Here is a 21769-nt window from a genome sequence, read left to right on the forward strand (position 1 = left end):
GGGGGCACTTTGCATTTCGCGGGGACGCTGGGAATTTAGCGATCCGATAAACGTTATCTTGAATGTAATCCGCGAATATATCGTCCGACCATAGAATTGAGAGGCGGGCAAATGGCAAAGGACGACACACAAACGTTCGGCACAAAAAGTCAACGCAGCAATGATATTGCCGATGTGCGATCGAGGTTGCGGACGGCGGTCGAGCCCGCCCATATTAAGGCCAAACGCGCGAAGACATGGAAGGACTACTTGTTCTACGGCTTCGTCGGCCTTCTGTTCCTGTCGGCTGTCGGCAACATCGGCAGAATCCTTGAGGACCCTGAGGTCCGCAACGCTCGTTTAGCGGCAGAGGCGCAAGCGGCCGCAGAGGCTAAAAGAACGGAGGCTGCTCAGAAAGCAATTGAGGATGCTAATCAGAGGAAGCTTGACGCTGCCGCCAAAGAAGCCGCTCGGATCGCGTCACTACCTAAGTTGAAGGTCGAATCCTGGCAGTGCACAAATGAATACGGCTTCGCGAAGGTGACCGGAGAAGTAACTAACCGGAGTAGCGAGCCGATCGAGAGCTTGATGGTCATCGGCATTTTCCGCACCAGCAACGATGAATTCGTGAAAAGCGCAGAGGCTATGGTTGACTATCAGCCGCTTATGCCCGGCCAGACCAGCCCATTCTCTGCGATGACGACAGACAATCCCATTATGAGAAACTGTAATGTGGCCTTCAAGACGATGTTCGGAGGCCTCGTCAGTTCCGGCCGCTAGGCCGATTGGAGTCGCACGGCACTCGGCCGACTGATAGGGAGTTCAACTATGTCAACCGACGAGTCGAGCGAAGCCGAAGATCAAGAGCCCACCAAGAGCGCACCTGCTCCCGGCGTAGCATTTGTCGTTCCTATCGAGACTTTCCGATTGAAGTCGGTGACGGCCTCGATCGATAATCTCAATGAGGTCGATATTCAGGGGACGCATACTCGGCTTGCAGCAGCAGCGACGGCTGCACGTGAGGTAGGTGATCCCGCCGCAGATGCCTTGCAGGTCCTTTCCGGTATCGCCTCATACCACTTCGTGCCGGAGAACCGCGTCGAGCCTTTCCAGCCCATGGCGACGTTCAGTGGTCGGCGTACGCTCATTCCCGGCGATCTCCTCGCAGAGCAAATAGAGGTGTTGGCAGCATTCTCGCCTGATATCCCGAGTCCGGCCCTGCGAGCCCGTGTGAGCGACGTTTGCCGGTTACGGGTGCCGAAGAACGCCAACGCTGGGATGCGCGCCGTTGGCGCCTACGTCGATTGCGTGGCGATGGTCCTTCGCGGCGAAGCCGAGTTCGCCTTTGAAAAAAAGAGCGCGGCATGCGTCACGGGATGCGAACTTCTGAGAAGGGCAACTATCATCGCGCGCCGCATGGGCTGGGATCGAGCCGAGTTCGATCCACTGCGCAACGTCATATCCGATGTTTCCCAGATGGCGGCAGGCTCGAATGACTCGTGGGGATTTGTCCATATCGCGCCCGTCAACCTCGACAATGGCATCTGGGAGCCGAAGGCCGTGGCGGACGCCGCCGAACAACTGGCAACGCACGACAAGATTGCAGGGGATCATTTCTGTCAGCGTGAGCTATGGCAACTCGCGGCCCGCGCATACCATCGGGCGAAGGATAACGAGAACGAGAGCCGTTGCTTGGTCGCTGCGGGCGAGACGTATGTCGGCAACGCCGATGCGCGTCCCGAGTCTGCCATGGTGCAGGTCAGTTTCCTCGACAGCGCGATTGAAGCGTTGCGTCCGATACCGGGCACCGCGCAACGCCGCCGTGAGCTACAGGATCGTCTCAACGCTATCCAACCGAACATCCGAGATGAGATGTCGAGCTTCTCGCATGAGCAGGATATCACCGAACTTGTCGGCGCGATCGAAACTGCTGTTAGTGGGAAGCCGCTCCCGGATGTGCTTAAGGCGCTCTTTACTTGCGAACGCTCGCCTGAGCCCGACGCACTCCGAAAGCAGGTTCTCGAAAACGGCTATGGCAGCATATCGGCTATGATGCCGATGACGCTGAGCGACCATCAAGGCCGGACACGGTTCAAGGCTCCCGGCCTAAGCTTCGCTGGCCCTCCTGATGAGGATCAAGTGCGCTTCCTGATCAACCAGCAGGAACAGTTTCGACGACAAATGGCCGTGGCTGGTAAGATCAACACCATCCGCCGTGTGATCATGAACGAGCATTACGTCTCCCTCGCCATGTTTATGCCGGTCATGCAGGCAAGCGCATTCGTGCCGCCTGACCATGAACTGATCTTCGCCAAGGGCGCGTTCCGGTTCCTCGCAGGCGATGACATCGAGGCTGCACACTTGGTCCTCCCGCAACTGGAGAACTCGTTAAGGCATATGCTCGCCTTGAACGGCATCGAGACGAACCGGATCAATCCTGACGGCACTCAGGAAGAGGCAATGCTGAGCCGCCTGCTAGAAGAGCACCGCGAGCCCCTGTTAACAATGATCCCGGCGGCGATGTTGCAAGAGGTCGATCTTCTCTTCAACTTTCGGGGCGGCGCATCGGTGCGCAATGAGCTTGCGCATGGGAAAATGGGGGATGGCGACTTCTGGAGCCCAGACGTGGTTTATGCGACATGGCTAGTCCTACGTATGGCGTGTGCGCCGGCATTTAGAGTGTGGCCAGACGTTGCCGCCGCGATAGCACGCATGGGCGGCTTGCAAAGCGGTCCAGTTTAACAGTCAGTCTTGCATTCGTCCGCGCGGGGGCACAGGGGAGCCTTCGCCCATTGCCCGGGACATCTCGCACGCGCTGCGCACCCCTAGGAGCCCGCATGGAGTTCCGCTACTACGGGAGGCGACGGCGTCGGGGAAGTTTGGAGGGCCTATGTCGATATTCCAACCTGTGCTGGAAGACGTTGCCGAAGTCGATGTTGCGGAACTTGTTGCGGACGCCCAACACGAGGGGCTTAGCCTCGAATTCAAACGAGACATGTACGGAAACTCGGACGCCGACCGAAAAGAATTTTTGAAGGACCTGTCGTCTTTCGCTAACTCCGCTGGCGGATATCTTGTGATCGGTATCGATGAAGACCAAGGAGCGGCCATCGCAACAACGCCGATTGCAGGCGATTCTGATGCCGCGCTTCAACGGCTGGAGCAGATCGCCAGAACTGGAATAGAACCCCGCATCGTTGGCATTCGAATGCGCGCTGTGCCGATGGCCGCAGGCGGGTTCGTTTACGTCATTCGAACTCCCAAAAGTTGGAATCCCCCCCATCGCGTCTCGTATCAGAACTCCAATCGCTTCTATCTCCGGTCGTCAGCCGGTGCCCATGAAGCCAGCGTTGAAGAGCTACGAGCAACATTCGCAAACGGAGCGGCCATGCATGACCGGATGAGTGAGTATGTTCGTAACCGTATCCAAAGGATTGCCGACAACGAGGGGATTGTTCCGCTTGCACGTGAGGACGGAACAGAGGGGCGGCTAATCATTCACATCTTGCCCTTTGCAGCGTTCAGCGGCGGCTCACAGATCGATGTTGCGGCTGCCCGAGAAGTTGCGAATCTGCTCCAGCCGCTTGGCGCAACCGGACGCTCTCGGATTAACTTTGAAGGCTTCATGGTGGTGCGGACGGCCGAAGTGGCGCGTGGCTACACTCAGGTTTTCCGCAATGGCGTGATCGAGGCAACCAAGGTACGAGTGATCTCCTTGCATCAACAACAGGTCAATCAACAGGTCTTAAGAGTACCGACGCGTGCGTTTGTAGAGCCAATCTATGCCCGACTGCCGTCATACATGCGCGCTTTGCAGGCATTGGGTGTACCACCGCCCTTCGGAATATCCATATCGCTTATCGAGGTGGCGAACGCGTTTCTGGGAATAGGCAACTTTTGGGATGAGGAAAATCAACAGCCGATCGACAGGCCGAACCTAGTCCTGCCTATGCAGATCATTGCCGACTTCGGCGACGATGCATCATATCGGAGCGCCGTGACGCCAGCACTGGATGCACTATGGAACGCGGTTGGACTTCCGAGTGCTGCCCCTTTCGTGGCGAACTTCAACGAACGCGGCGAGTGGATCGGGCGAAACTAACCCTTGGACTTTTCCAGAATGAGAAAAAAGACTTGCCAACTATCACACAGGCTGTCACACATAGGGGGTAATCGGGAAGGAAATAACCTAATAAAATCAATACCTAGGGCTCGGTAAAGCGCGAGTCCTCTTCTGGGCACCAAATTCCCGTTTCGAACTTTTGATAAGGTTCAGGAACCCCAAGAAAAAGCCCCGGTTTTGCCGGGCCTTTTTCTTGGCCGGATGTCCTCTGTCGCCCATGGTACCCCATAAGTATCCAATAATTATCCGTCCGGGTTAGGCAGCGATCTGTCGTTGCGGCAGCGCACCAGCGGAAGGATTTCGCCGGAGATCACTCTGGTGATCTTTTGCTGCTTGGCGTTGGTTACGACGTTCATGCACGCGCATCCGTAGCCGTGGCCGGAACCAGGCACATTGGTCTCGACGAATTGCCGCTCATCAAAGGCCGGCACATTGTCGATGCCTTTGGGATCCGGTCGCCCCTGCATCTGCATCCACCAATCCCCGTCACTGTCGGTCAGGACGAGGTTGCCGGGTGTCGGGCTGGAGTACCAGCCACAACGGCGCTCGGCGTAGGCGGCGGCAGGCAAGGACATGATGGCCAGGCAGAAACAGGTAGCGAATAATGGGCGCATGAGAACCTTTACCTCCTTAAGTAAAGCAGGTCATGCCGCCGATAATCTGCGTTGACGCAGGTAACGACGCGGCATGATTTTGTAGGCCTTATGGCCTCAACTTCGTGTCCACATTTTCTTCGATCAATCCGCAATGAAGCGTCACAGGCTTCCTTTGGACATCGCTTAGTGGACCGTCGATGAAATCGCAGCTGAGCAGATTGTCCGGACTGCTCTTGCGTGCGGATGCAACGTTGACGTTGACCTCGGGAGGGCCGGCGAGCCAGTCGAGACGCTTCGTGTCGACCTTTGTGCCGCTGATGTGGGCGTGGCCCGCTGTGCCCGCTATCTCGACCTCTTCGTCCTGCGGCGTGAGATCGATCTGGCCGACTTCGTTGGCGTGCTTCTCGGCGCTCCGCTTCGGGTCACCGTAATAGGAAGCGAGGACAACGATCCCTTCCTTTTTAGCCGCGAGCCTGGCGGCTGCCTTTTTGGACAGCGGGACGTTGACGTCGAAGCCGAGGTCGCCATGGGCTGTTGCCGACGCAACACATGCCAACAGCGCAGATGCTGCAATCGTCACTGCGGGCAGTGATCTATAGCGTTTCACAATCCACCTCCTTTAAGGCCCCTCACGCAATGCCGATACCCCCGCATCCTTTCGTGTCTGGCGCCGGCATCGCGCTCGCCGCCGGCTTCACCGTGAAACAACATTCAGACCAACGCGCGACAGTTGAGGATCTGCTGGAGGCAGATTCAAACGCTTCAATCTGTCGGCGGTTTCCTGCTCTATGTGCATCCCCCAATCGGAGAAGAACCGGGTCAGGTCCTGATTTGCGACCGTACTGGCACGCAGGATGAAGGTTCGTACCTTGACCGCATCTTGCTTATTGGCATCGTCCAGTGGATGCTCGCGGTAATATCGGTGAAGCTTCGGATAGAAGTCCTCGCCGAGACCCCGGCGCAATTGATCGAACATGACCAGCCGCACCCAAAGCTCATCGTCGTCATCCGCGCTGGCACGTATTTGTTTTTCATTGTCGAAATCGCGCGTCTTCCGCGCCAGATATCGCGCCGCCAGATCCAGCGGCGTCTTGCCGGTAGAGTCATCGCGCTCTTTCAAGCGGGACGGATGGCCAAAATGTGCCTGGGCATTGAGGGAATAGATATTGACCGTAGTTTCTACGATCTCGCCCCAGGTCCAATCCTCCTGCTGGTACATATGGCCGGTTTCATGCCAGATCGACCACGCTTGCCGCAGCTTATTCACGTCCAGCAAATCACCCATGTTGCTGCCGGGGACACCCATAAAATAGTTGCCTGCGTACATGTATATGCCGTCGTCGAAGACCTTCGCCGGTGTCACCGTGTCCTGCTGATAGTGCATGCGCAAACGGGATGCCCGATGAAGTTTGGGGGAACCGTCGAGACCGGATAGTGCATCGTACCAGCCTAGAATTTGCTCGAGGGTGTCGAGAATTTCCGCAGGGTCGCCCTGAGGCGCCCTCATATAGACTTTGCGGGTCGCGGTAATGGCAACACGCTCGCTTATCATCTCGACGAATGGCGCACCGGGCATGTCGGTGAGCATTTTACGCCAGTCTTCGAAGCTTGTTTTTCCCTTGACGTAGAGGGGGATCGAACTGCCGCCGCGCACGATTGCCACGTCGATCGGAGGCAGAGCCGCACTGAAGCCGCTGTAGGCGTAGCGGAAATGGATCAGCCCGTCGCGCTTCGCCGTGAAGTCGGTGCGCCCTTCCTTGGCAATGACCAATTGCGGGTCATCCTGGGGTCTTTCGTCATAGAAGCTGTTCATCGGGCCGATCATGATCATCAAGCCGTCGGGGGAAGGCGGCAGGCCTTCGGCCGTAACCGATACTGCCTCTCCCTTTCTCACGAACACACCGCTTGGCTGATCGTCCATCAGCTTCGTGCGTCTCAGCCTATTGGCCTCGGGTGTGGCTGCAGGCATCGGAGCGAGGCGATAGCGCTTGTTCAGATTGTCGAATTCCGACACCGCTGCCGACGCCGCTGCCGGTCGGTCGCCATTGCCGGCCGGATAAAGCAACCACTGGGCGTTATCGTCCAGGCTGGCGTCATAGACGATGATCTGAGCGTCGTCCGCACGTTCATCGGCCCTGACGTTGAGCGTCGTGCCGCTGTCATCCAGCTCGATGCCATAGCTGTTCAGATGCGGCTTGAAGCGCCATGCCTGCCCCTCAGCGGACTGCTCGTCCTTGAGGACGACACTCGTATTCCCGTTTTCGTCTTCGTCGCCCCCAGCAAGATACGTTCCGTATCGTCGAGACCGGATCTGATAGGTTGCGCCGTTCGTTTCCCCGGTCGCCCTGGTGATGGTCCACAGCTGCGCGGGACCATCCTTGGGTTTGCGAGCGGACTGACCAAGCACGATCTCGCCATGCCTGCCTTCAAAGGCGGTGAGCGCTTTGTAGGAATGCTTCGCGACGATGTAATAGTCCCCTTCGGGGATCTCAGCGGCACTTGCGACCGTAACAACTGCCGCCAGCAACAGCCCAGCTATCAAGTGCACTGCAGATACGATGAAGGTCTTCATCCCGGCACCGAGGTGTCAATTCGCGGCCGGAACGGGACAACTCATCGGATCGCCCTGCTTGCCGCATTTCAGGTAACCCTCGAAGGCTTTGACCCGGGATTGCGCCAGGCTGTCCATGCACTGCGCGGTGAGCATCGGCATTACGCTTCCTCCGGCCGCTCCTGAAGTCTGGAAACTGCACTCGGCGTCGCGAAATTTGTCCCAATCCCGTTGAGCTTGGACAAGAAGCTTCCTGGTATCCGCATCGTCCTTCAGGCGGGCTTCGATCTGCTTGTAAAGCTCATTGAGCTTCTTGTCGGATTTCTTGAACGCCGCATCGGCGCACGCATTCAGCGAGGCCTGATCCTTGGCGGCGGCGTAGCACTTGTCCTGGGCAAAGGTGAACGTCGGCATGGCCAGAACCATGGCAGCAGTCAGAATTGCGGTTTTCATCGATTTCCCTTTCCTATTATCTGGTTTTCATTGGATCCGCTTTGCCACCTTCGGCGACCGTGACGCTGCCGACCTTTCCCGAACCGGTTAGCCTGCCGCCTTCCTTGACCGTGACTTTGCCGGAGACTTCCCCGTCAACGGCAAGGAGTCCCGAGACGGAAACGTCGCCGGTCAAGGACCCGGTCACGCGCAACTGCGCCCCTGACGCGACTTCCGTCACGCCTGAATAGGTGTTCTTGCCGCTCAGCGTCAGCTTGCCGCCGGCGACAACGAGGCCGCCGCTCATGCCGCCGGCGTCATCAAAGTCCGCTATGGTTCCATCAAATTGCCCGTTGGCTTCTGTCACGATCAGTCTGCCCGCACCCAGATAGACCTCGCCTTTTCCGTTCAGGTTGCGAATGGCCGTATCGTTCAGGGAGTGCGCCACTCCCCAGGACTTCAGGTGGTTTCCTTTCTGGTCGAGGTTGAGCACACCGTCGACCGTGACGCGCGAGGAATGCTCGACGCTGCCCGGCCCGGCCAGAGTAAGGTACCCATCGGCCGCGACATGGGTTGTGCCGGTGTAGGTATTGCCCCCGGTCATGCGCACGTCCGCGTCCTTCTCGATCGTGAAGTCGCCGGTGCCGGAGACGATGCCGGCCAGTCCGAGCCATCCTTTGCTTCCAGCATCGCTGGTCGCGCGATTCAGCTGAACTTGATCCTTGGCAGCCGCGTCAGTCGTAAAGTTGCCAGCGCTGACAAAATAGGGTGAATATGCGGTCGTCTTGTTTTCCAGATCATACATTACGGAATTGGACTGAAAGAAGGGTAAGCCGATAGTAATTCCATTGCCGTCAACCTCATCACTTTGGCGATCGATAACGACATCGCTGTATTCCTTGTTGTTAAAGCTATCGTCAAATCCAAAAAACTTTAAGTCCATTATATCAGAACTATATTCCTTGAGTTGAAATCCTCTCGATCGAAGCTTATTTAAAACACCCTCTGAGGTTATGGAGACAAAAGTCGCCGTTCCTGTATCCAACAACACGGGCCCATTGAAATCAACCGAACGTTTCTTTCCCATATAGTCAAAAGAAATTGTATAACGGTAAGAGCCTTCGTTCACATTGGATGCGTTCGCGCCTGTTTGCGGGAATCTCTTCTGGTAATGTTCGTAAAGCTGAGAACCCAGTTCGCCCCAAGGCATCAGGGCCGTAAACTGGGATCTCAAACTGGGGGACAAATTCAGCGCCAGGCAGGGACCGCAACCCGGTGTGGTCTTCTTTTTTCCAAGATTTGCATTGGCAGAGACCACATAGCCGCTTTGGGTTTGACTGCCGGGGGCAGTGGTCTGATCTCCCGCAAAGATAAAATCGGCGGCTCCAAAGACGCCGTAAAACGTCGTCGAATCACCGGGTTCGCCGTTCTGCATGCTCTTGCGCGCATTAAGATCCGCATAGACCGGCGTATCGCCGTGGTGGCCCACGGGCTTTTGCGTCAATTTCACATCCTCGAGGTCGCCGAAACCCTTTGTGTAGACGTAATCCACCACCCGACCAGCGGCGAAGTCGCCATCGAGGGTTACGACAGGCTTTGAGCGATCATCCGGATCGTAATAGGACAGGCTGTCGAAACGGACCTGTTGTACCCAATCTCCATAGGTGCCGTCTCCATACGGGTACATTTCAGGCTTGCTGCCGGGCACCGGCTTTATGCCGGGGACACTCGAATCGATCTCCGCGTTGAACTCATCCGACCCGGTGTCGAATTCGTACAAACGAGGCTTGGCACCATTGATGCCCACCACGATCCCGAGTTTGTGATAGATGACTTCATCACTGTCGAGTCCGTATTCCCTGACATGTTGCAATGGAATGGATATCGGGCCGGTAGCCTGGGCAAGGCCGGTCCGGCCGTTCTCATCGGCCACAGGGGATACGGCAGGTGATGTGTTCGCTGCCGGAACGCGGCAGCTCGGATCGCCTTCCTGGCACTTCAGGTAACCCTCGAAGTCCTTGACCCGGGATTGCGTCAGGCTGTCCATGCACTGCGCGATGAGCATTGGCGTCATGCTTCCTTCGACCGATCCTGCGGTCTGGAAACTGCACTCCGCGTCGCGAAATTTGACCCAACCCCGCTGTGCTTGAACAAGAAGCGTCTTGGTATCCGCATCGTCGTTCAGGCGGGCTTCGATCTGCTTGTAAAGCTCGTTCAGCTTCTTGTCGGATTCCTTGAATGCAGCGTCGGCGCATTCGTTCGTGGTGGCCTGGTTCTTGGCGGCGTCATAGCACTTGTCCTGGGCAAATACGGACGCTGGCGTGGCCAAGATCATGGCAGAGGTCAGGATCGAGGTTTTCATCGACTGTGCTCTGTTTAGAACCGCAGGCCCGGACGACCGCTAGTTGGAATCGTCATCGTCCGATCCATTACTGTCGTCGCTACTGTCATCCGACGCATCGCCATCCGTGCTGTCATCGTCGGTGTCAGTGCTGTTTTGGTCATCGTCACCGCCCGCTGAGTCTTCATCGTCGTTCTGATCGCCAGAATTGTCCTGGTCATCGGAACTATTGTTGTCGGTATTGTCATCCGAGCTATCGTCGTCGGTGTTGTCGTCATCACTATCGTCCGACTGCTGTTCATCGTCATTCTGATCGCTTGAATCGTCCTGATCATTGGAACTGTCATCGGTGCTCTCGTCCGAGGTATCGCCATCGGTGTCTGCGCTGCTATCGTTGGAATCGTCGTCAGCATCGGCAGAAGTCGCGTTAGCGTCTGGACTGGCGTCGCCGGGCAGGGAGTCGTCTTCGCGATAGCTTGTGTCTTCGAGGCTTGTCTCCATCTCGTCGTCGTACTGATCGACGATCTGCGTCCACTCCTCATGGTTATCGACGCTCGTCCATTGCGAGATATTGTTGACCGAGATGTCGGTATTGAAGTTGTTGACGGTGATGTTGGTATTGACCTCGACGACATCTGCGACTTCTGTTCCGCGGTTCACGCCAAACAGAAAACTGGTAGCGCTCACGGCAAGAGCGGCCCATACGAGTCGGTCGACATCGGTCGGCGTCGAAATCGGTTGATGCCGCACTGTGGCAAGCACGTCACCCGGCCGGATGCCTTGCCGCGCGGCAACGCCATGGGGTGCAACGGCCAAGACATACACCCCGCGAAGCTTGGGCGGGATCTGGTAGCGGTGCCGAGAGGCGTGGTTGATGGGTATCAAAACCGCGTTAAGAGCCCGGGAAACATAGGGTTTCGGCAGATCATATTTGCTGGCATACGCAACATTGATCGTGTGCGGGACGGCTACACTCACAACAGCCGTCATTTTCACTGAAGTTGCCAATGCACGGGCGAACTGCATTATCAGTCTGGACTTTCGAACAGTTTGCATTTTGCACATCCTGCAGCTGATCATTGGAACCGATCTCAGAGGCCCGGCGCCCCGGAGCGCTCACCAATCATTCTCCCCCTGCACCAACGGTCAGCGGCAATTTCCAGCGATCATCACCGTCATTCCGTAACTTCCTCGGCAAAACACTTTGCCAGATCTTGCGGCGCTCCGAGCTTCTTCGCCCAGGATACCAGTTCAGGTTTTTCCGACGGGTCGGCATAGCCGCCCCACACGTCGCGAAATTGCTTTTTTCCGTCGACCGTCTGGAAGAACATCACGCCGTCGTCGCTCACCGGCGTGGAGACGTAGGCGGCGCTCCAGTTGCCGTTCTCCATGATCGTGATGAACTTCACCCGAGCAGGCTTGACCTTGTTGTCCAACGCCGAGGCAACGAGGGGGGCATATTCCTGCTTGCGCGCCTTCGTCACATCGACCTTTACGCCGTCGCAGGCACCATTCGCGGCGAAAGCGAAGGTCAGCGTCATTCCCAACCCCATGAGACCGATCATCACGATTTTGGCACATCGCAGGATAAGACCGTTGGATTCAAACATGAGGGCATCCTCTTCGTTCGTATTGGAGGGTCCACTAATCGGAATCGTCGTCGTCCGATGAGTTGTCATCGTCCGGTGTATCGACCTCGCAGCCGATGCCGCGGCAGCCTTGGTAGTTGCCTTGCGTATCGAAGTTCGGATTGCCTTCCTTGTCGTACTGCGGCCTGTCGTCGATGCTTTGATCCCCGTCATCAGGATCGTCGACTTTACATCCGAGCCCATGGCAGCCGATGTAACGGCCCCTGGTATCGAAGTTGGGATTGCCGTTCCTGTCGAACTGCGGCCGGTCGTCTATCTTCCGGCTCCCTTTATGGGACCGATCAACCAGGCAGCCCTTTCCGCGACAACCATCGTAGTCGTCGGTGGTACAACCGGAGATCGCCATCAAAGCAGTGGCCAAGGCCGCATAGATTACGAATTTCATGATTCATTCCTCCGACTGGCTGGCGGCTCGGATCGTCCGCATCGGAAGGCTATCGCAGGCGGCGATCCCCGCTTTTGTCGCGAAGTCTGGCGCCAATCGGAGGAGGGCAAAGCTTCGCCGGCCATCGAACGAGAGCCCGGCTGTGGACGATGCATTCGACGAGTTAGCCGACGGTTGCGGTAATCTCTTACGTGGGAGGGAACGCTCCCGGCGGGGGCCGCCGCATTAGAGAATGTCAATATTCCTCTCCATGCTTAGTGCCCCGTCCGCCCAAGCATGTTTCAACGATCCGCTGACGCGGCTGTGCTTCTAAAAAGTTGCATCCGATTCGGCCTGCGGCAAGGAAAAACCACAATATTGCGGCGATGAATTTTGCAAATGCTTAATAATTCGGAACCAGCGCCGGCTATCTTAGCAGATGCTGAAATATGATCGGAAGCAAGTTTGCGGAATACGCTTTTAGCTTCATTCTCTTTATCTCGCGTTATTGCAAGTAGTTTCATATGTTATTGTGAATTCTCGCCCAGCCTTGTAAAATGGCGCGACGGCATCGCTTCTTATATGATCGCTATAATCCGAATCTATTGTGGTATTTTTTTCGAATCCAGCCAAGCCGTTGCGCAGGCCGAAAGAAACGCCGCTCAATCATTCGACTTTTTCAACGCTGCGGCGGGCCGCATAGAGGCGCAGTGGGGGCGCCGCGGCCGCGTTGTGAGCATCTTCCCAGTCGGATTGTCATCGGGTAGCGTGCAGGGGCGGCACGTGAAGGCGCTCTCTTTGGCGAACGCACTGCCGCACCTTCAGCAGTTGCCCGTCAGACATGGGGCTGGTGTCACAATCCGGTGCTTGCCGCGACAGATTGTTCCCGTCCCGGTTCATTTCAGTACCGAAGCGAGGGGGAAGAGATGCACAACCGATTTCGGCAGTGCCTGCGGAAAGTATCGCTGGCGGCATTGACGATGCTGGCGCTAAACATCCCGGTCCACGCGGCTGATCTCGTCATTGCAATGCCGAACTGGCCGTCCGGCCAGGCGACGGCAAATATCCTCAAGGTCAGCCTGAAGGAAAATTTCGGGCTCGATGCCGATGTGCGCGAGATGGGGACGCTTATTGCCTTTGCCGGCCTCAATTCTGGTGAGGTGGATATTCATCCCGAAATCTGGCTGTCCAATCTGGATAATCTAGTGAAGAAGTATGTGGACGGGGCCGGCACGGTGGCCATCAGCCCCATTGGAGTGCCGGCCTGGCAAGGCATATGCGCGACGCGTGAAGCAGCCGACAAATTTGGAATTCACGACGTTTCGGATCTCAGCGACCCGAAGAAAACCGCCGCGCTGGATACCGACGGTGACGGGCGTGGCGAACTCCGGATAGGCGCTGAGGGTTGGTCCTCAACCGCTATCGAGCGCGTCCGCGCCAACAGCTATGGCTATGCCAAGACAATGACCTTGCTGGAGACGCCCGAGGATGCCGGAATGGCGGCTGTCGATGCCGCGGTCGCCACGGATCATCCAATGGTGTTTGCCTGCTACGCGCCGCACTACGTCTTTGAGCTGCACGACATTGTCCGGCTTACCGAGCCGCCCTTCGATCCGGCAAGGTGGAAGATCGTACTGCCGTCAGAGGACCCGCTCTGGGTCTCGAAGTCCAGTGCGCCGGTGTCATGGGATACCGCCCATTTCCATATCGCCTACGCCACCTCGCTGCGCAAAAAATATCCGAAGGTGGTGGCGTTCCTGGAACGGGTCGAGCTGAAGCCCGAGGAAATCACCAAGATGAGTTATGCGCTCCAGGTGGAGCGTCAGGATCCTTACGAATACGCCAAACAATGGGTTGCCGCACAAGGCGCCCGGGTGCAGGGGTGGGCAAATCCATGACCCGAAATCTGATGACCGTGGGGCGCGCCACTCTCCAGCGGAGCTCCCTTGCAACAATTGTCGCGGTAGCGTTCGGTCTTGTCGCCGTGGCGGCGGTGGCTGCGGGAACACAGGTTTTTGACCCGAAAACCCACAAATGGGTGGACTACGATCGCACCAAGGCGCGCAAATACTATGCCGCGCATAATGAAGTGCCCGAGGCATTTCGTCCGCAGATGGTCAAGTTCCGCACCGCGGAAGTGCCGGGCACGATCATCATCGATGGCAACCAGCACTTTCTCTACCTTGTGCAGCCGGGTCAGCAGGCCATGCGCTATGGTATCGGCGTGGGCCGGGAGGGGTTTGGCTGGGCCGGCATCGTGCGCGTCGGCCGCATGGCGGAGTGGCCGACCTGGACGCCTCCGGCCGAAATGGTCGCTCGCGATCCAAAGGCGGTGAAATATGCCGGAGGCATGAAGGGGGGGCCGGACAACCCGCTCGGCGCAAGGGCGCTCTACCTCTATGAGCGCGACCAGGACACGATCTACCGGATACACGGCACCCGGAGCCCTGGACGATCGGGCTCGACGTGTCGTCGGGATGTATCCGGATGAGGAACGACGACATCGTCGATCTTGCATCGCGCGTCAAGGTTGGGGCCAAGGTCATCGTCCTCATGCAGGGGGCGGCACTTTACAAAGGTGTGTGAGCGGCATTCGGAGAGGGACAAGCAATGTCGGCAAAAAATGCAGTGAGAACTTCGATTCGGGCGACAGCAATTGGATTGCTGGCTGGAGCCCTTGGCGCTTGCGTCAGCGCGCCATCGCCGCCGCCGCAGGACCAGATGTCCAGGACCAAGGTCGAAACGGCGCCGGCGGACCTTCAGCTGCTTTGCGCCAATGCGGTCGCCAAGGCCAGCGGCGTCGACAGCACCAAGATACTTCCGGTTTCATCAAGCAAGCTCGATTCCAAGACCTATCAGGTCGAACTCGATGCCAGCGGCAAGAAGACAAGCTGCCTCGTGGATACCGACGGCAATGTCAAATCCGTTGAGCCCGTCTGATCCGCTCCGGTCGACGAATTTTGCGACCGATCTGACCATTGGCGCCTTGGGCTGCGGACATGACGATGTTGGGGGCGGCCAGCCGCGATGAGCGGTTTAGAGAACCCGGGCTAACCGCGCCTGCTTCACCTCAGCCCGATCCGCTTGGCGCCTTGCCGGAACAGCGCCTCGGCGTCCGGCTCGAAGCGGAAGGTGCCGATGAAATCATCGGCGCAGTAGTTCGGCAGCGTCTTGCGCAACGCGGCGGCGAAACCTTGAGCCTCGTCCAGCCGTCCCGCCAGCGCAAGGCAATGCGCGGCGATTGCCAGGATGATGGCATGGGCGTTGGGACGCGCGGCTGCTTTCAGCGCCCATTCGGCGGCTTCGTCAAACTGGCCGAGCCGGACATGCGACATCGCCCTGGCGCCCAGCATGCCGAACAGCAGCGGATCGAAGGGGCTCAGATGCCTGGAATGGTCGGATGAGCCGATCGCGGCCTTCGGGTCGCCGGACTGCGAGTGGACGAAAGACAGGGCATAGTGGCCAAGCGCGAAATTAGGGCTGAGGTCGACGGCGCGTTCCAGCTCGATGAGGGAGCCGTCCTGCTCGCCGCGCAGCCACAGCGCCCGCCCCATGGCCCAATGCGCGGCCGGATTGTGATCGTCGACGAGAAGGCTCTGGCCGGCTGCCTCGAAGGCCATGGCGCTCTCCTGATCGCGGTCGCCCCAGCGCTGGAAGGCATTTTGCCAATGAGTGAAGGAGAGCCCGGCATAAGCGCGGGCGAAGGTAGGATCGAGCTTCAAGGCCAGGTCGAAGAAATGCCGGGCCTGCTCGTTTTCCGCGCGGGTGAAGCGGTACATGTGCCACAGGCCGCGGTGATAGGCCTCCCAGGCGTTCAGCGAATTGGGCGCCTTCAGCATGGCGCGGTTGCGCTCGACCGTCTCGATCTCGGCCGAGATCGACGAGACGATGCTGTTGCCGATATCATCGAGCACGGCAAAGATGTCGTCCGGCTTGCGCTCGAACGTCTCGGCCCAGACTATCCTGGCGGTGCGCACTTCGACCAGCTCGACCGCAACGGTGACGCGGCCCACCTGGCAGCGCACCATGCCCGTGGCGACATAGTCGACGTTGAGCCGCCGCCCGGCATCTTCGGGCGCGATGTTTTTCTCCGCCAAGGCAAACACCGAGCCGCGCGCGATGACGAAGAAATCCCTGAGCTTGGCCAGGCGGGTGATGATGTCGTGGGTCAGGCCGTCGGCAATCCCTCCGCGAGGGCCACCAGGAACGCCGCCGATGCCGGCCTGTTCAATAAACGGCATCACCGCAAGCGAAGCCTTGCGCGACGTTCCGGCGTTGGGATCGGCAAGCATGATAGGAGGTACCGAGAGCGGAACGGCCGGCTGCACCCATGATGACGCGCCGTGCTGACAGCGGATTGTCCGCCATGCGTCGCGAACGGGTCCGAAATCCAGATCTTCGGACTGGAAGTGCCGTGCGGCGGCCGCAATATGCTCCTCGGCCGCGCCGAACTGGCCGCGCTGGGCGAGCCTCGTCAGCAAGGCCAGATGCACACGGCCGTCGAACGGAGCGAGCTCCAGCCATTTTTCGAGGTGCGCGGACACGTCATCGGAATCGCTGGGGAGACGCTCGACAAGCTGTTGCAGCACCGCCGCGTGGCATGAGCTGAAGCGGCGGCGCTGAGCGGTCAACCAGCTGTTGAAATGCGGGCTGCGGTCGATCTCCAGCCCGTCGAGGAAATCGCCGGGGAACAGCCGGGAAAGCGCCAGCAGGCGTTCGAGCTCGAGCGTCTCTATTCCCTTCGTCGCGGCGGAGGCAATCTCCACGGCATCCACGGATACACCGTTCAGGTCGACCGCAACCGTGTCACCTTGCGTCTCAATCCGGGGCCGATCGGGTTCATCGAGCATGCCTCTAAGCTTGCTGAGACACCAGCGAAGCTCGCCGCGCGGGTCGTTCGGCACATCCCACAAAAGCTCGCAGAGGCGGCTGCGCCCGACAGGATGCGGCGCCAGCGCCAGATAGGCGAACAGCGCGCGCAGCTTGCGCGACTTCGGAAGCGCGATGATGGTACCATTGCGTGCGATGGTCAGCGGGCCGAGCAGGCGCACGGAAAGGCCGGTCACCTCGCCGTCGAGGCTCGATCGGGTGGATTCCACGTGCGTTTCCACGCCTGCTCCCACGCTGGCCAGTCGGCCTTTGTTTTATCACCAAACGCGACACGGTGCATCCGGCGGCGAATTTCCGCGCCGGATGCCGCCATGGCCACATTGCCGGGAGGCAAATGTAGCGCGGCAAGGTCTCGAAACCTCGCCGCCCAAGCCACCGGTCTGTAACCGGCCCGTGACGACAAGAGACAACGAGGAAGCGAGGAGATCGACATGTTGCATCAACAGAAAATCAGAACCACGGCCGGGCGCGGCCGCCTGTTCGACAGCATTCTCGACACGGTCGGCGATACGCCGGTGATCCGCATCAACAATCTCGGGCCGGATCATGCGACGATCTATGTGAAGGCCGAGTTCTTCAATCCCGCCGCCTCGGTGAAGGACCGGCTGGCGCTCAACATCATCGAGGAAGGCGAGCGCAGCGGCGCCCTGAAGCCGGGCCAGACCGTAGTCGAGGCGACCAGCGGCAACACCGGAATCGGCCTTGCCATGGTCTGCGCCCAGAAGGGTTATCCGCTGGTGGTGACGATGGCCGACAGTTTTTCCATCGAACGCCGCAAGCTGATGCGCATGCTGGGCGCCAAGGTGGTGCTGACGCCACGCGCCCAGAAGGGTTTTGGCATGTACAAGAAGGCGGTGGAGCTGGCCGAAGCCAATGGCTGGTTTTTGGCCCGCCAGTTCGAAACCAAGGCCAACGCCGCCATTCACGAGGCGACGACGGCGCGCGAGATCATCAACGATTTCGCCGGCTCGCGGCTCGACTGCTTCGTCACCGGCTATGGCACGGGCGGCACCGTCGTCGGCGTCGGGCGCGTGCTGCGGCAGGAGCGTCCGGAGACCCGGATCGTGCTCGCCGAACCGGCCAACGCGCAGCTGATCGGCAGCGGCAAGCCGCAGCAGCGCGGCGCCGGTGGCGCGCCTGCCGCCAGCCATCCGGCCTTCGAGCCGCATCCGATCCAGGGCTGGACGCCCGACTTCATTCCGGACGTGCTGCAAGAGGCGATCGACGCCAGCCTCTATGACGAGGTGGTGCCGATTGCCGGGCCCGAGGGCATGAAATGGGCCAAGGCGCTGGCGCAGAAGGAAGGGATTTTCACCGGCATCTCCGGCGGAGCGACCTTCGCTGTGGCGCGGCAGATCGCGGAAAAGGCGGCGCCCGGCTCGGTGATCCTGTGCATGCTGCCCGATACTGGCGAACGCTACATGACGACACCGCTGTTCGACGGCATCGAAGCCGAGATGGACGCCGAGGAGACTGCGCTTTCGCAGTCGACGCCCGGCTGCCAGTTTCCGGCGTGACGGCGGCACATCGGGAGCGGCCTGTATGGACACGAGGCCTGGATTGGCCATCACGGCCACCGAGGAAACGCTTGACCCCTCGAACTGGGCCGACGTGCAGGTCCTGTCGCATCGGATCGTCGACGATGCCGTCGCTTACCTGCGCGATGTCAGAGAGCGTCCGGTGTGGCAGGAGATGCCGGTTGATGTGAGGACTTTCTTCACGGCGCCGCTGCCGCGTTCGCCGGCTCCGCTGGCCGAAATCTACGGCGACGTCACAGGGAAGCTGATGCCCTATCCGATGGGCAACATCCATCCGCGCTTCTGGTCCTGGTATATGGGCTCTAGCAATTTCACCGGCGCGCTCGGCGATTTCCTGGCGGCGATCCAGGGCTCCAATCTCGGCGGCGGCAACCATGCCGCCGCGTTGATGGACAACCAGGTCGTCGACTGGTGCAAGGAAATGATGGGCTTTCCGCAATCGGCCAGCGGCACGCTGGTCAGCGGCGGCTCGATGGCCAACATCATCGGGCTGACCGTGGCGCGCAACGCCAAGGCGGGCATCGACATACGCGAGCACGGGGTTGCCGGCATCGACAAGCCACTGCGTTTCTATGGCTCCGACCAGCTTCACTCCTGCCATCGCAAGGCGATGGAGGCGCTCGGCCTCGGCAACCGGGCACTGCGTCGCATCCCGAGCGATGCGGGGCTGCGCATCGACATCGCTGCGTTGCGGGCGGCGATTGTCGAGGACCGTAACGCGGGCTTCAAGCCGGCCTGCGTGATCGGCACGGCCGGCACGGTGAACACCGGCGCGATCGACGATCTGCAAGCGCTGGCAGACCTGGCGTCACAAGAGGATCTGTGGTTCCATGTCGACGGGTGCATCGGCGCCCTGCTTGCGATTGCGCCGGACAATTCGCATCGCGTTGCCGGCATTGAACGCGCCCACTCAATCGCGCTCGATCCGCACAAATGGCTGCACGCGCCATTCGAGGTCGGCTGCGCGCTGATCAGGGATGCCTCCGCGCATCGCGGCACGTTCGCGGTGACGCCGGAATATCTGGAATCGACCCCGCGCGGACTCGCCTCCGGCCACTGGCTGCACGATTTCGGCTTGCAGACGTCACGCGGTTTCCGCGCGCTGAAGGTGTGGATGGCGCTGAGAGAGCACGGCATCGAAAAGTTCGGCCGGCTGATCGATCAGAACATTGCGCAGGGACATCATCTCAGCGCGCTGATCGAGGCGGAACCGGCTCTCGAACTGGTGGCACCGGTGAACATTAACATCGTTTGTTTTCGCCACCGCGGCGACGGGCAGACGGGAGAGAGGCAGAAGGCGCTCAACACCGAGATCATGCTGAGGCTGCAGGAAGAAGGCATCGCCGCCATTTCCGACACGACAGTGCATGGCCAGCATTGCCTCAGGGTGGCGATCAACAACCACCGCACCCGTCGCGACGATCTTGACCTGCTGATCCGGGAAACGGTGCGGCTCGGGCAGGAGATTTCAGCGACGGGCGCGACGGGCTAACGCCGGCCTTTCTTTCGAGCGGCGAGACTAGGCATCGAGCCAGACCTTCTCGAAATGCTGCTCGAGCGACTGGTGCTGCTCGCAGCCATGGACGCCCTTGCGGTAGGTGCGGTAAACCGAGCGCCAGTAGGGCTGGATGATAACGCCGGAATCGCGCAGATTCTGTTCGATCTTGGCCATGAGCTCCTTGCGGGCGCCGGGATCAGGCATCGCTAGGGCCTTGTCGAGCAGAGTGTCGAACTCCGGATTGGCATAGGCGCTCTCGTTCCACGCGGCGCCAGACTTATAAGCGAGCGCCAGCACCTGGACGCCGAGCGGCCGGCCGAGCCATTCCGTGCAGGAGAAGGGATATTTGCTCCAATCGTTCCAGAACGTCGCGGCCGGCAGCACAGTGCGCTTGATCTTCAGCCCGGCCTCGCGCATCTGCGCGGCGATGGCGTCGCCGGTGCTCTTCTGCCAGTCGACGTCGACCGAGATGAGTTCATATTCGTGGTCGGCCTTGCCGGCCTCGGCGAGCAGGGCCTTGGCTTGATCGGTGTTGCGGACGGCCGGGCCGATATCGGCATATTCGGGATGCATCGGCCCGACGTGATGGTTCTCGGCAGGCTTACCGCGATTGTCCATGCCGATCTTCAGCACGGCGGCGTTGTCGACCGCGAGCTGGGCGGCGCGGCGCACCTTGATGTCGTCATAGGGCGGATTGCCGATGTTGAAACGCGCGACGATGGTCGAGCCGGTGGCGATTTCCGAATTGCTCAGGCCCATGGAGTCGGTCTGCGCAACCGTGTCGGAGGCGGTTTCATGGTCGGTGTCGATCTCGCCCGATTCGAAGGCCGACAGCATGGCGTTGGGATCGGAGCCGTAGTCGACCCATTTGATGCCGTCGAGGTAGAAGTCGCCCTTCCACCATGGCTTGTCCTTACGGCGGACTTCGGCGCCGACCTCGGCGTCCCATGCGACGAGTTCGCAAGGCCCGGTAGTGATCGCCAATGCCTTCAGCGGATCGCCGTCGCCTTCATAGCTGCGGTGCATGATCAGCGCCGGATAGTCGGCCATGCCGGCGATCAGCGAAATGTCGGGCTTGGGCAGATTGAGCCGGACGATGAAATCGTCGACGCGCTCGATGCCGCCGTCGACGGCCTTCTTGGTATCGGCGTTGACCAGTGCGCCCATGCGCGCGGCGACCGAATTGCCGGCGACGGACGCATCGCACCAGCGCGTCAGATTGTGGATCACGTCGTCGGCGTTGAAGGTGTCGCCGTTCGACCAAGTGATGCCCTTGCGGACATGCAGCGTCAGCACGCGGGCGTCGTCGCTGGTTTCCCAGCTCTCGAGCAGCCATGGCTCGAAGGTGAAGTCGCGCTTCCAGCGCACCAGATATTCGTTGCACTGGCGGGCGACGTTGGACATCTCGACGCCGTCGAAAGTGCGCGGATCCTTCCAGCCCTTGACGTTCATGGCGACACGCAAGATGCCGCCGCGCTTCGGTTCCTCGGCCCTGGCCGGTGACGGCGCAAGCCCGCCCAGCGCCAGCGCGCCGGCAGCGCTGACGCCGAGCGCAGCCATGGTGGCGAGATATTCGCGCCGGTTCATCTGGCCTTTCTTGAAGCCATCGGCGACGGGCTCCGCCTGCGGATGCAATTTCCGGTCGGTCAGCATGAACTTCATCGTAAATCCTCCCTGTCGGGCCGGCGCATCGCGGATGCGGGCTCCTTACGTGGCGTGATGATAGGGCTGGCCTGACCGAAGCAGTGTTCGGGTTTCCGCAGTTGTTGTGCGCTGTTCCGCGACAGTGGAGATTGGAGGACGGTCCG

General features: G+C 59.6%; 17 protein-coding genes and 1 pseudogene. 8 read left to right on the forward strand and 10 right to left on the reverse strand.

Annotation, left to right across the window (positions count from 1 at the left end; all coding sequences use genetic code 11):
- Window positions 1-111: 111 nt before the first annotated feature.
- The 3 genes from NKH37_RS11330 to NKH37_RS11340 all read left to right on the forward strand — a co-directional run bounded on the left by NKH37_RS11330 (window position 112) and on the right by NKH37_RS11340 (window position 4081).
- Window positions 112-759: an FxLYD domain-containing protein gene (locus tag NKH37_RS11330; protein WP_353041033.1), complete on the forward strand. Its 648-nt coding sequence runs from the start codon at window positions 112-114 to the stop codon at window positions 757-759.
- A gap of 48 nt (window positions 760-807) precedes the next feature.
- Window positions 808-2721 carry a DUF7380 domain-containing protein gene (locus tag NKH37_RS11335; protein ID WP_353041035.1) on the forward strand — a complete coding sequence of 638 codons (1914 nt, stop codon included), beginning with the start codon at window positions 808-810 and terminating at the stop codon, window positions 2719-2721.
- A gap of 148 nt (window positions 2722-2869) precedes the next feature.
- Window positions 2870-4081: an AlbA family DNA-binding domain-containing protein gene (locus NKH37_RS11340; protein WP_353041037.1), complete on the forward strand. Its 1212-nt coding sequence runs from the start codon at window positions 2870-2872 to the stop codon at window positions 4079-4081.
- A gap of 263 nt (window positions 4082-4344) precedes the next feature.
- Here the strand turns inward: NKH37_RS11340 and NKH37_RS11345 are convergent, their stop codons facing one another.
- The 8 genes from NKH37_RS11345 to NKH37_RS11380 all read right to left on the reverse strand — a co-directional run bounded on the left by NKH37_RS11345 (window position 4345) and on the right by NKH37_RS11380 (window position 12056).
- The gene (locus tag NKH37_RS11345; RefSeq protein ID WP_352640386.1) at window positions 4345-4716 is read right to left on the reverse strand and encodes a DUF4087 domain-containing protein; all 372 of its coding nucleotides are present in this window, start codon (window positions 4714-4716) and stop codon (window positions 4345-4347) included.
- An 88-nt stretch (window positions 4717-4804) separates the two neighbouring features.
- Window positions 4805-5305, reverse strand: a complete 501-nt coding sequence (locus NKH37_RS11350; protein ID WP_353041039.1) for a hypothetical protein — start codon at window positions 5303-5305, stop codon at window positions 4805-4807.
- Window positions 5306-5392: 87 nt separating this feature from the next.
- A complete protein-coding gene (locus NKH37_RS11355; RefSeq protein ID WP_352640388.1) occupies window positions 5393-7270 on the reverse strand; it encodes a M60 family metallopeptidase in 1878 nt (625 codons plus the stop codon).
- Between the two features lie 15 nt (window positions 7271-7285).
- Window positions 7286-7702: a lysozyme inhibitor LprI family protein gene (locus tag NKH37_RS11360; RefSeq protein ID WP_352717238.1), complete on the reverse strand. Its 417-nt coding sequence runs from the start codon at window positions 7700-7702 to the stop codon at window positions 7286-7288.
- A gap of 16 nt (window positions 7703-7718) precedes the next feature.
- A complete protein-coding gene (locus NKH37_RS11365; protein WP_353006057.1) occupies window positions 7719-10043 on the reverse strand; it encodes a lysozyme inhibitor LprI family protein in 2325 nt (774 codons plus the stop codon).
- Between the two features lie 39 nt (window positions 10044-10082).
- The gene (locus NKH37_RS11370) at window positions 10083-11078 is read right to left on the reverse strand and encodes a PDZ domain-containing protein (protein ID WP_352918718.1); all 996 of its coding nucleotides are present in this window, start codon (window positions 11076-11078) and stop codon (window positions 10083-10085) included.
- A gap of 119 nt (window positions 11079-11197) precedes the next feature.
- A complete protein-coding gene (locus tag NKH37_RS11375; RefSeq protein WP_352640392.1) occupies window positions 11198-11632 on the reverse strand; it encodes a hypothetical protein in 435 nt (144 codons plus the stop codon).
- Window positions 11633-11666: 34 nt separating this feature from the next.
- Window positions 11667-12056 carry a hypothetical protein gene (locus NKH37_RS11380; protein WP_352717243.1) on the reverse strand — a complete coding sequence of 130 codons (390 nt, stop codon included), beginning with the start codon at window positions 12054-12056 and terminating at the stop codon, window positions 11667-11669.
- A 905-nt stretch (window positions 12057-12961) separates the two neighbouring features.
- On the opposite strand from NKH37_RS11380, the gene NKH37_RS11385 reads away from it, so the two are divergent.
- From NKH37_RS11385 to NKH37_RS11395, 3 genes and pseudogenes are all read left to right on the forward strand, one after another.
- Window positions 12962-13933 carry an ABC transporter substrate-binding protein gene (locus tag NKH37_RS11385; RefSeq protein WP_352918723.1) on the forward strand — a complete coding sequence of 324 codons (972 nt, stop codon included), beginning with the start codon at window positions 12962-12964 and terminating at the stop codon, window positions 13931-13933.
- Window positions 13934-13944: 11 nt separating this feature from the next.
- Window positions 13945-14621: pseudogene (locus NKH37_RS11390) on the forward strand (L,D-transpeptidase).
- Window positions 14622-14756: 135 nt separating this feature from the next.
- The gene (locus NKH37_RS11395; protein WP_031212349.1) at window positions 14757-14975 is read left to right on the forward strand and encodes a hypothetical protein; all 219 of its coding nucleotides are present in this window, start codon (window positions 14757-14759) and stop codon (window positions 14973-14975) included.
- A gap of 125 nt (window positions 14976-15100) precedes the next feature.
- Here NKH37_RS11395 and NKH37_RS11400 read toward each other — a convergent pair whose 3' ends face one another.
- Complete coding sequence (locus tag NKH37_RS11400) at window positions 15101-17134, reverse strand: transcriptional regulator (RefSeq protein ID WP_353006056.1); 2034 nt, start codon at window positions 17132-17134, stop codon at window positions 15101-15103.
- A gap of 222 nt (window positions 17135-17356) precedes the next feature.
- Here NKH37_RS11400 and NKH37_RS11405 point away from each other — a divergent pair, with 222 nt between their 5' ends.
- On the forward strand, window positions 17357-18442 hold the full coding sequence (locus tag NKH37_RS11405; RefSeq protein WP_352918727.1) for a PLP-dependent cysteine synthase family protein: 1086 nt from the start codon (window positions 17357-17359) through the stop codon (window positions 18440-18442).
- 25 nt (window positions 18443-18467) lie between these two features.
- Window positions 18468-19955, forward strand: coding sequence for a pyridoxal phosphate-dependent decarboxylase family protein (locus NKH37_RS11410; RefSeq protein ID WP_352481350.1), 1488 nt, complete (start codon window positions 18468-18470; stop codon window positions 19953-19955).
- 27 nt (window positions 19956-19982) lie between these two features.
- On the opposite strand, the gene NKH37_RS11415 is transcribed toward NKH37_RS11410, so the two are convergent.
- Window positions 19983-21623: an ABC transporter substrate-binding protein gene (locus NKH37_RS11415; protein WP_023718789.1), complete on the reverse strand. Its 1641-nt coding sequence runs from the start codon at window positions 21621-21623 to the stop codon at window positions 19983-19985.
- Window positions 21624-21769: the final 146 nt, after the last annotated feature.

Origin of the sequence: Mesorhizobium sp. M1217, from assembly GCF_040318275.1 — a bacterium.
Taxonomy (GTDB): domain Bacteria; phylum Pseudomonadota; class Alphaproteobacteria; order Rhizobiales; family Rhizobiaceae; genus Mesorhizobium.

Bases quoted from the DNA above. Each gene is read 5' to 3' on its own strand.
- NKH37_RS11345 (WP_352640386.1), bottom strand. From the start codon at position 4,716: ATGCGCCCATTATTCGCTACCTGTTTCTGCCTGGCCATCATGTCCTTG.
- NKH37_RS11335 (WP_353041035.1), top strand. From the start codon at position 808: ATGTCAACCGACGAGTCGAGCGAAGCCGAAGATCAAGAGCCCACCAAG.
- NKH37_RS11355 (WP_352640388.1), bottom strand. From the start codon at position 7,270: ATGAAGACCTTCATCGTATCTGCAGTGCACTTGATAGCTGGGCTGTTG.
- NKH37_RS11405 (WP_352918727.1), top strand. From the start codon at position 17,357: ATGTTGCATCAACAGAAAATCAGAACCACGGCCGGGCGCGGCCGCCTG.
- NKH37_RS11385 (WP_352918723.1), top strand. From the start codon at position 12,962: ATGCACAACCGATTTCGGCAGTGCCTGCGGAAAGTATCGCTGGCGGCA.
- NKH37_RS11330 (WP_353041033.1), top strand. From the start codon at position 112: ATGGCAAAGGACGACACACAAACGTTCGGCACAAAAAGTCAACGCAGC.
- NKH37_RS11410 (WP_352481350.1), top strand. From the start codon at position 18,468: ATGGACACGAGGCCTGGATTGGCCATCACGGCCACCGAGGAAACGCTT.
- NKH37_RS11375 (WP_352640392.1), bottom strand. From the start codon at position 11,632: ATGTTTGAATCCAACGGTCTTATCCTGCGATGTGCCAAAATCGTGATG.
- NKH37_RS11360 (WP_352717238.1), bottom strand. From the start codon at position 7,702: ATGAAAACCGCAATTCTGACTGCTGCCATGGTTCTGGCCATGCCGACG.
- NKH37_RS11395 (WP_031212349.1), top strand. From the start codon at position 14,757: ATGTCCAGGACCAAGGTCGAAACGGCGCCGGCGGACCTTCAGCTGCTT.
- NKH37_RS11415 (WP_023718789.1), bottom strand. From the start codon at position 21,623: ATGAAGTTCATGCTGACCGACCGGAAATTGCATCCGCAGGCGGAGCCC.
- NKH37_RS11365 (WP_353006057.1), bottom strand. From the start codon at position 10,043: ATGAAAACCTCGATCCTGACCTCTGCCATGATCTTGGCCACGCCAGCG.
- NKH37_RS11340 (WP_353041037.1), top strand. From the start codon at position 2,870: ATGTCGATATTCCAACCTGTGCTGGAAGACGTTGCCGAAGTCGATGTT.
- NKH37_RS11370 (WP_352918718.1), bottom strand. From the start codon at position 11,078: ATGCAAACTGTTCGAAAGTCCAGACTGATAATGCAGTTCGCCCGTGCA.
- NKH37_RS11380 (WP_352717243.1), bottom strand. From the start codon at position 12,056: ATGAAATTCGTAATCTATGCGGCCTTGGCCACTGCTTTGATGGCGATC.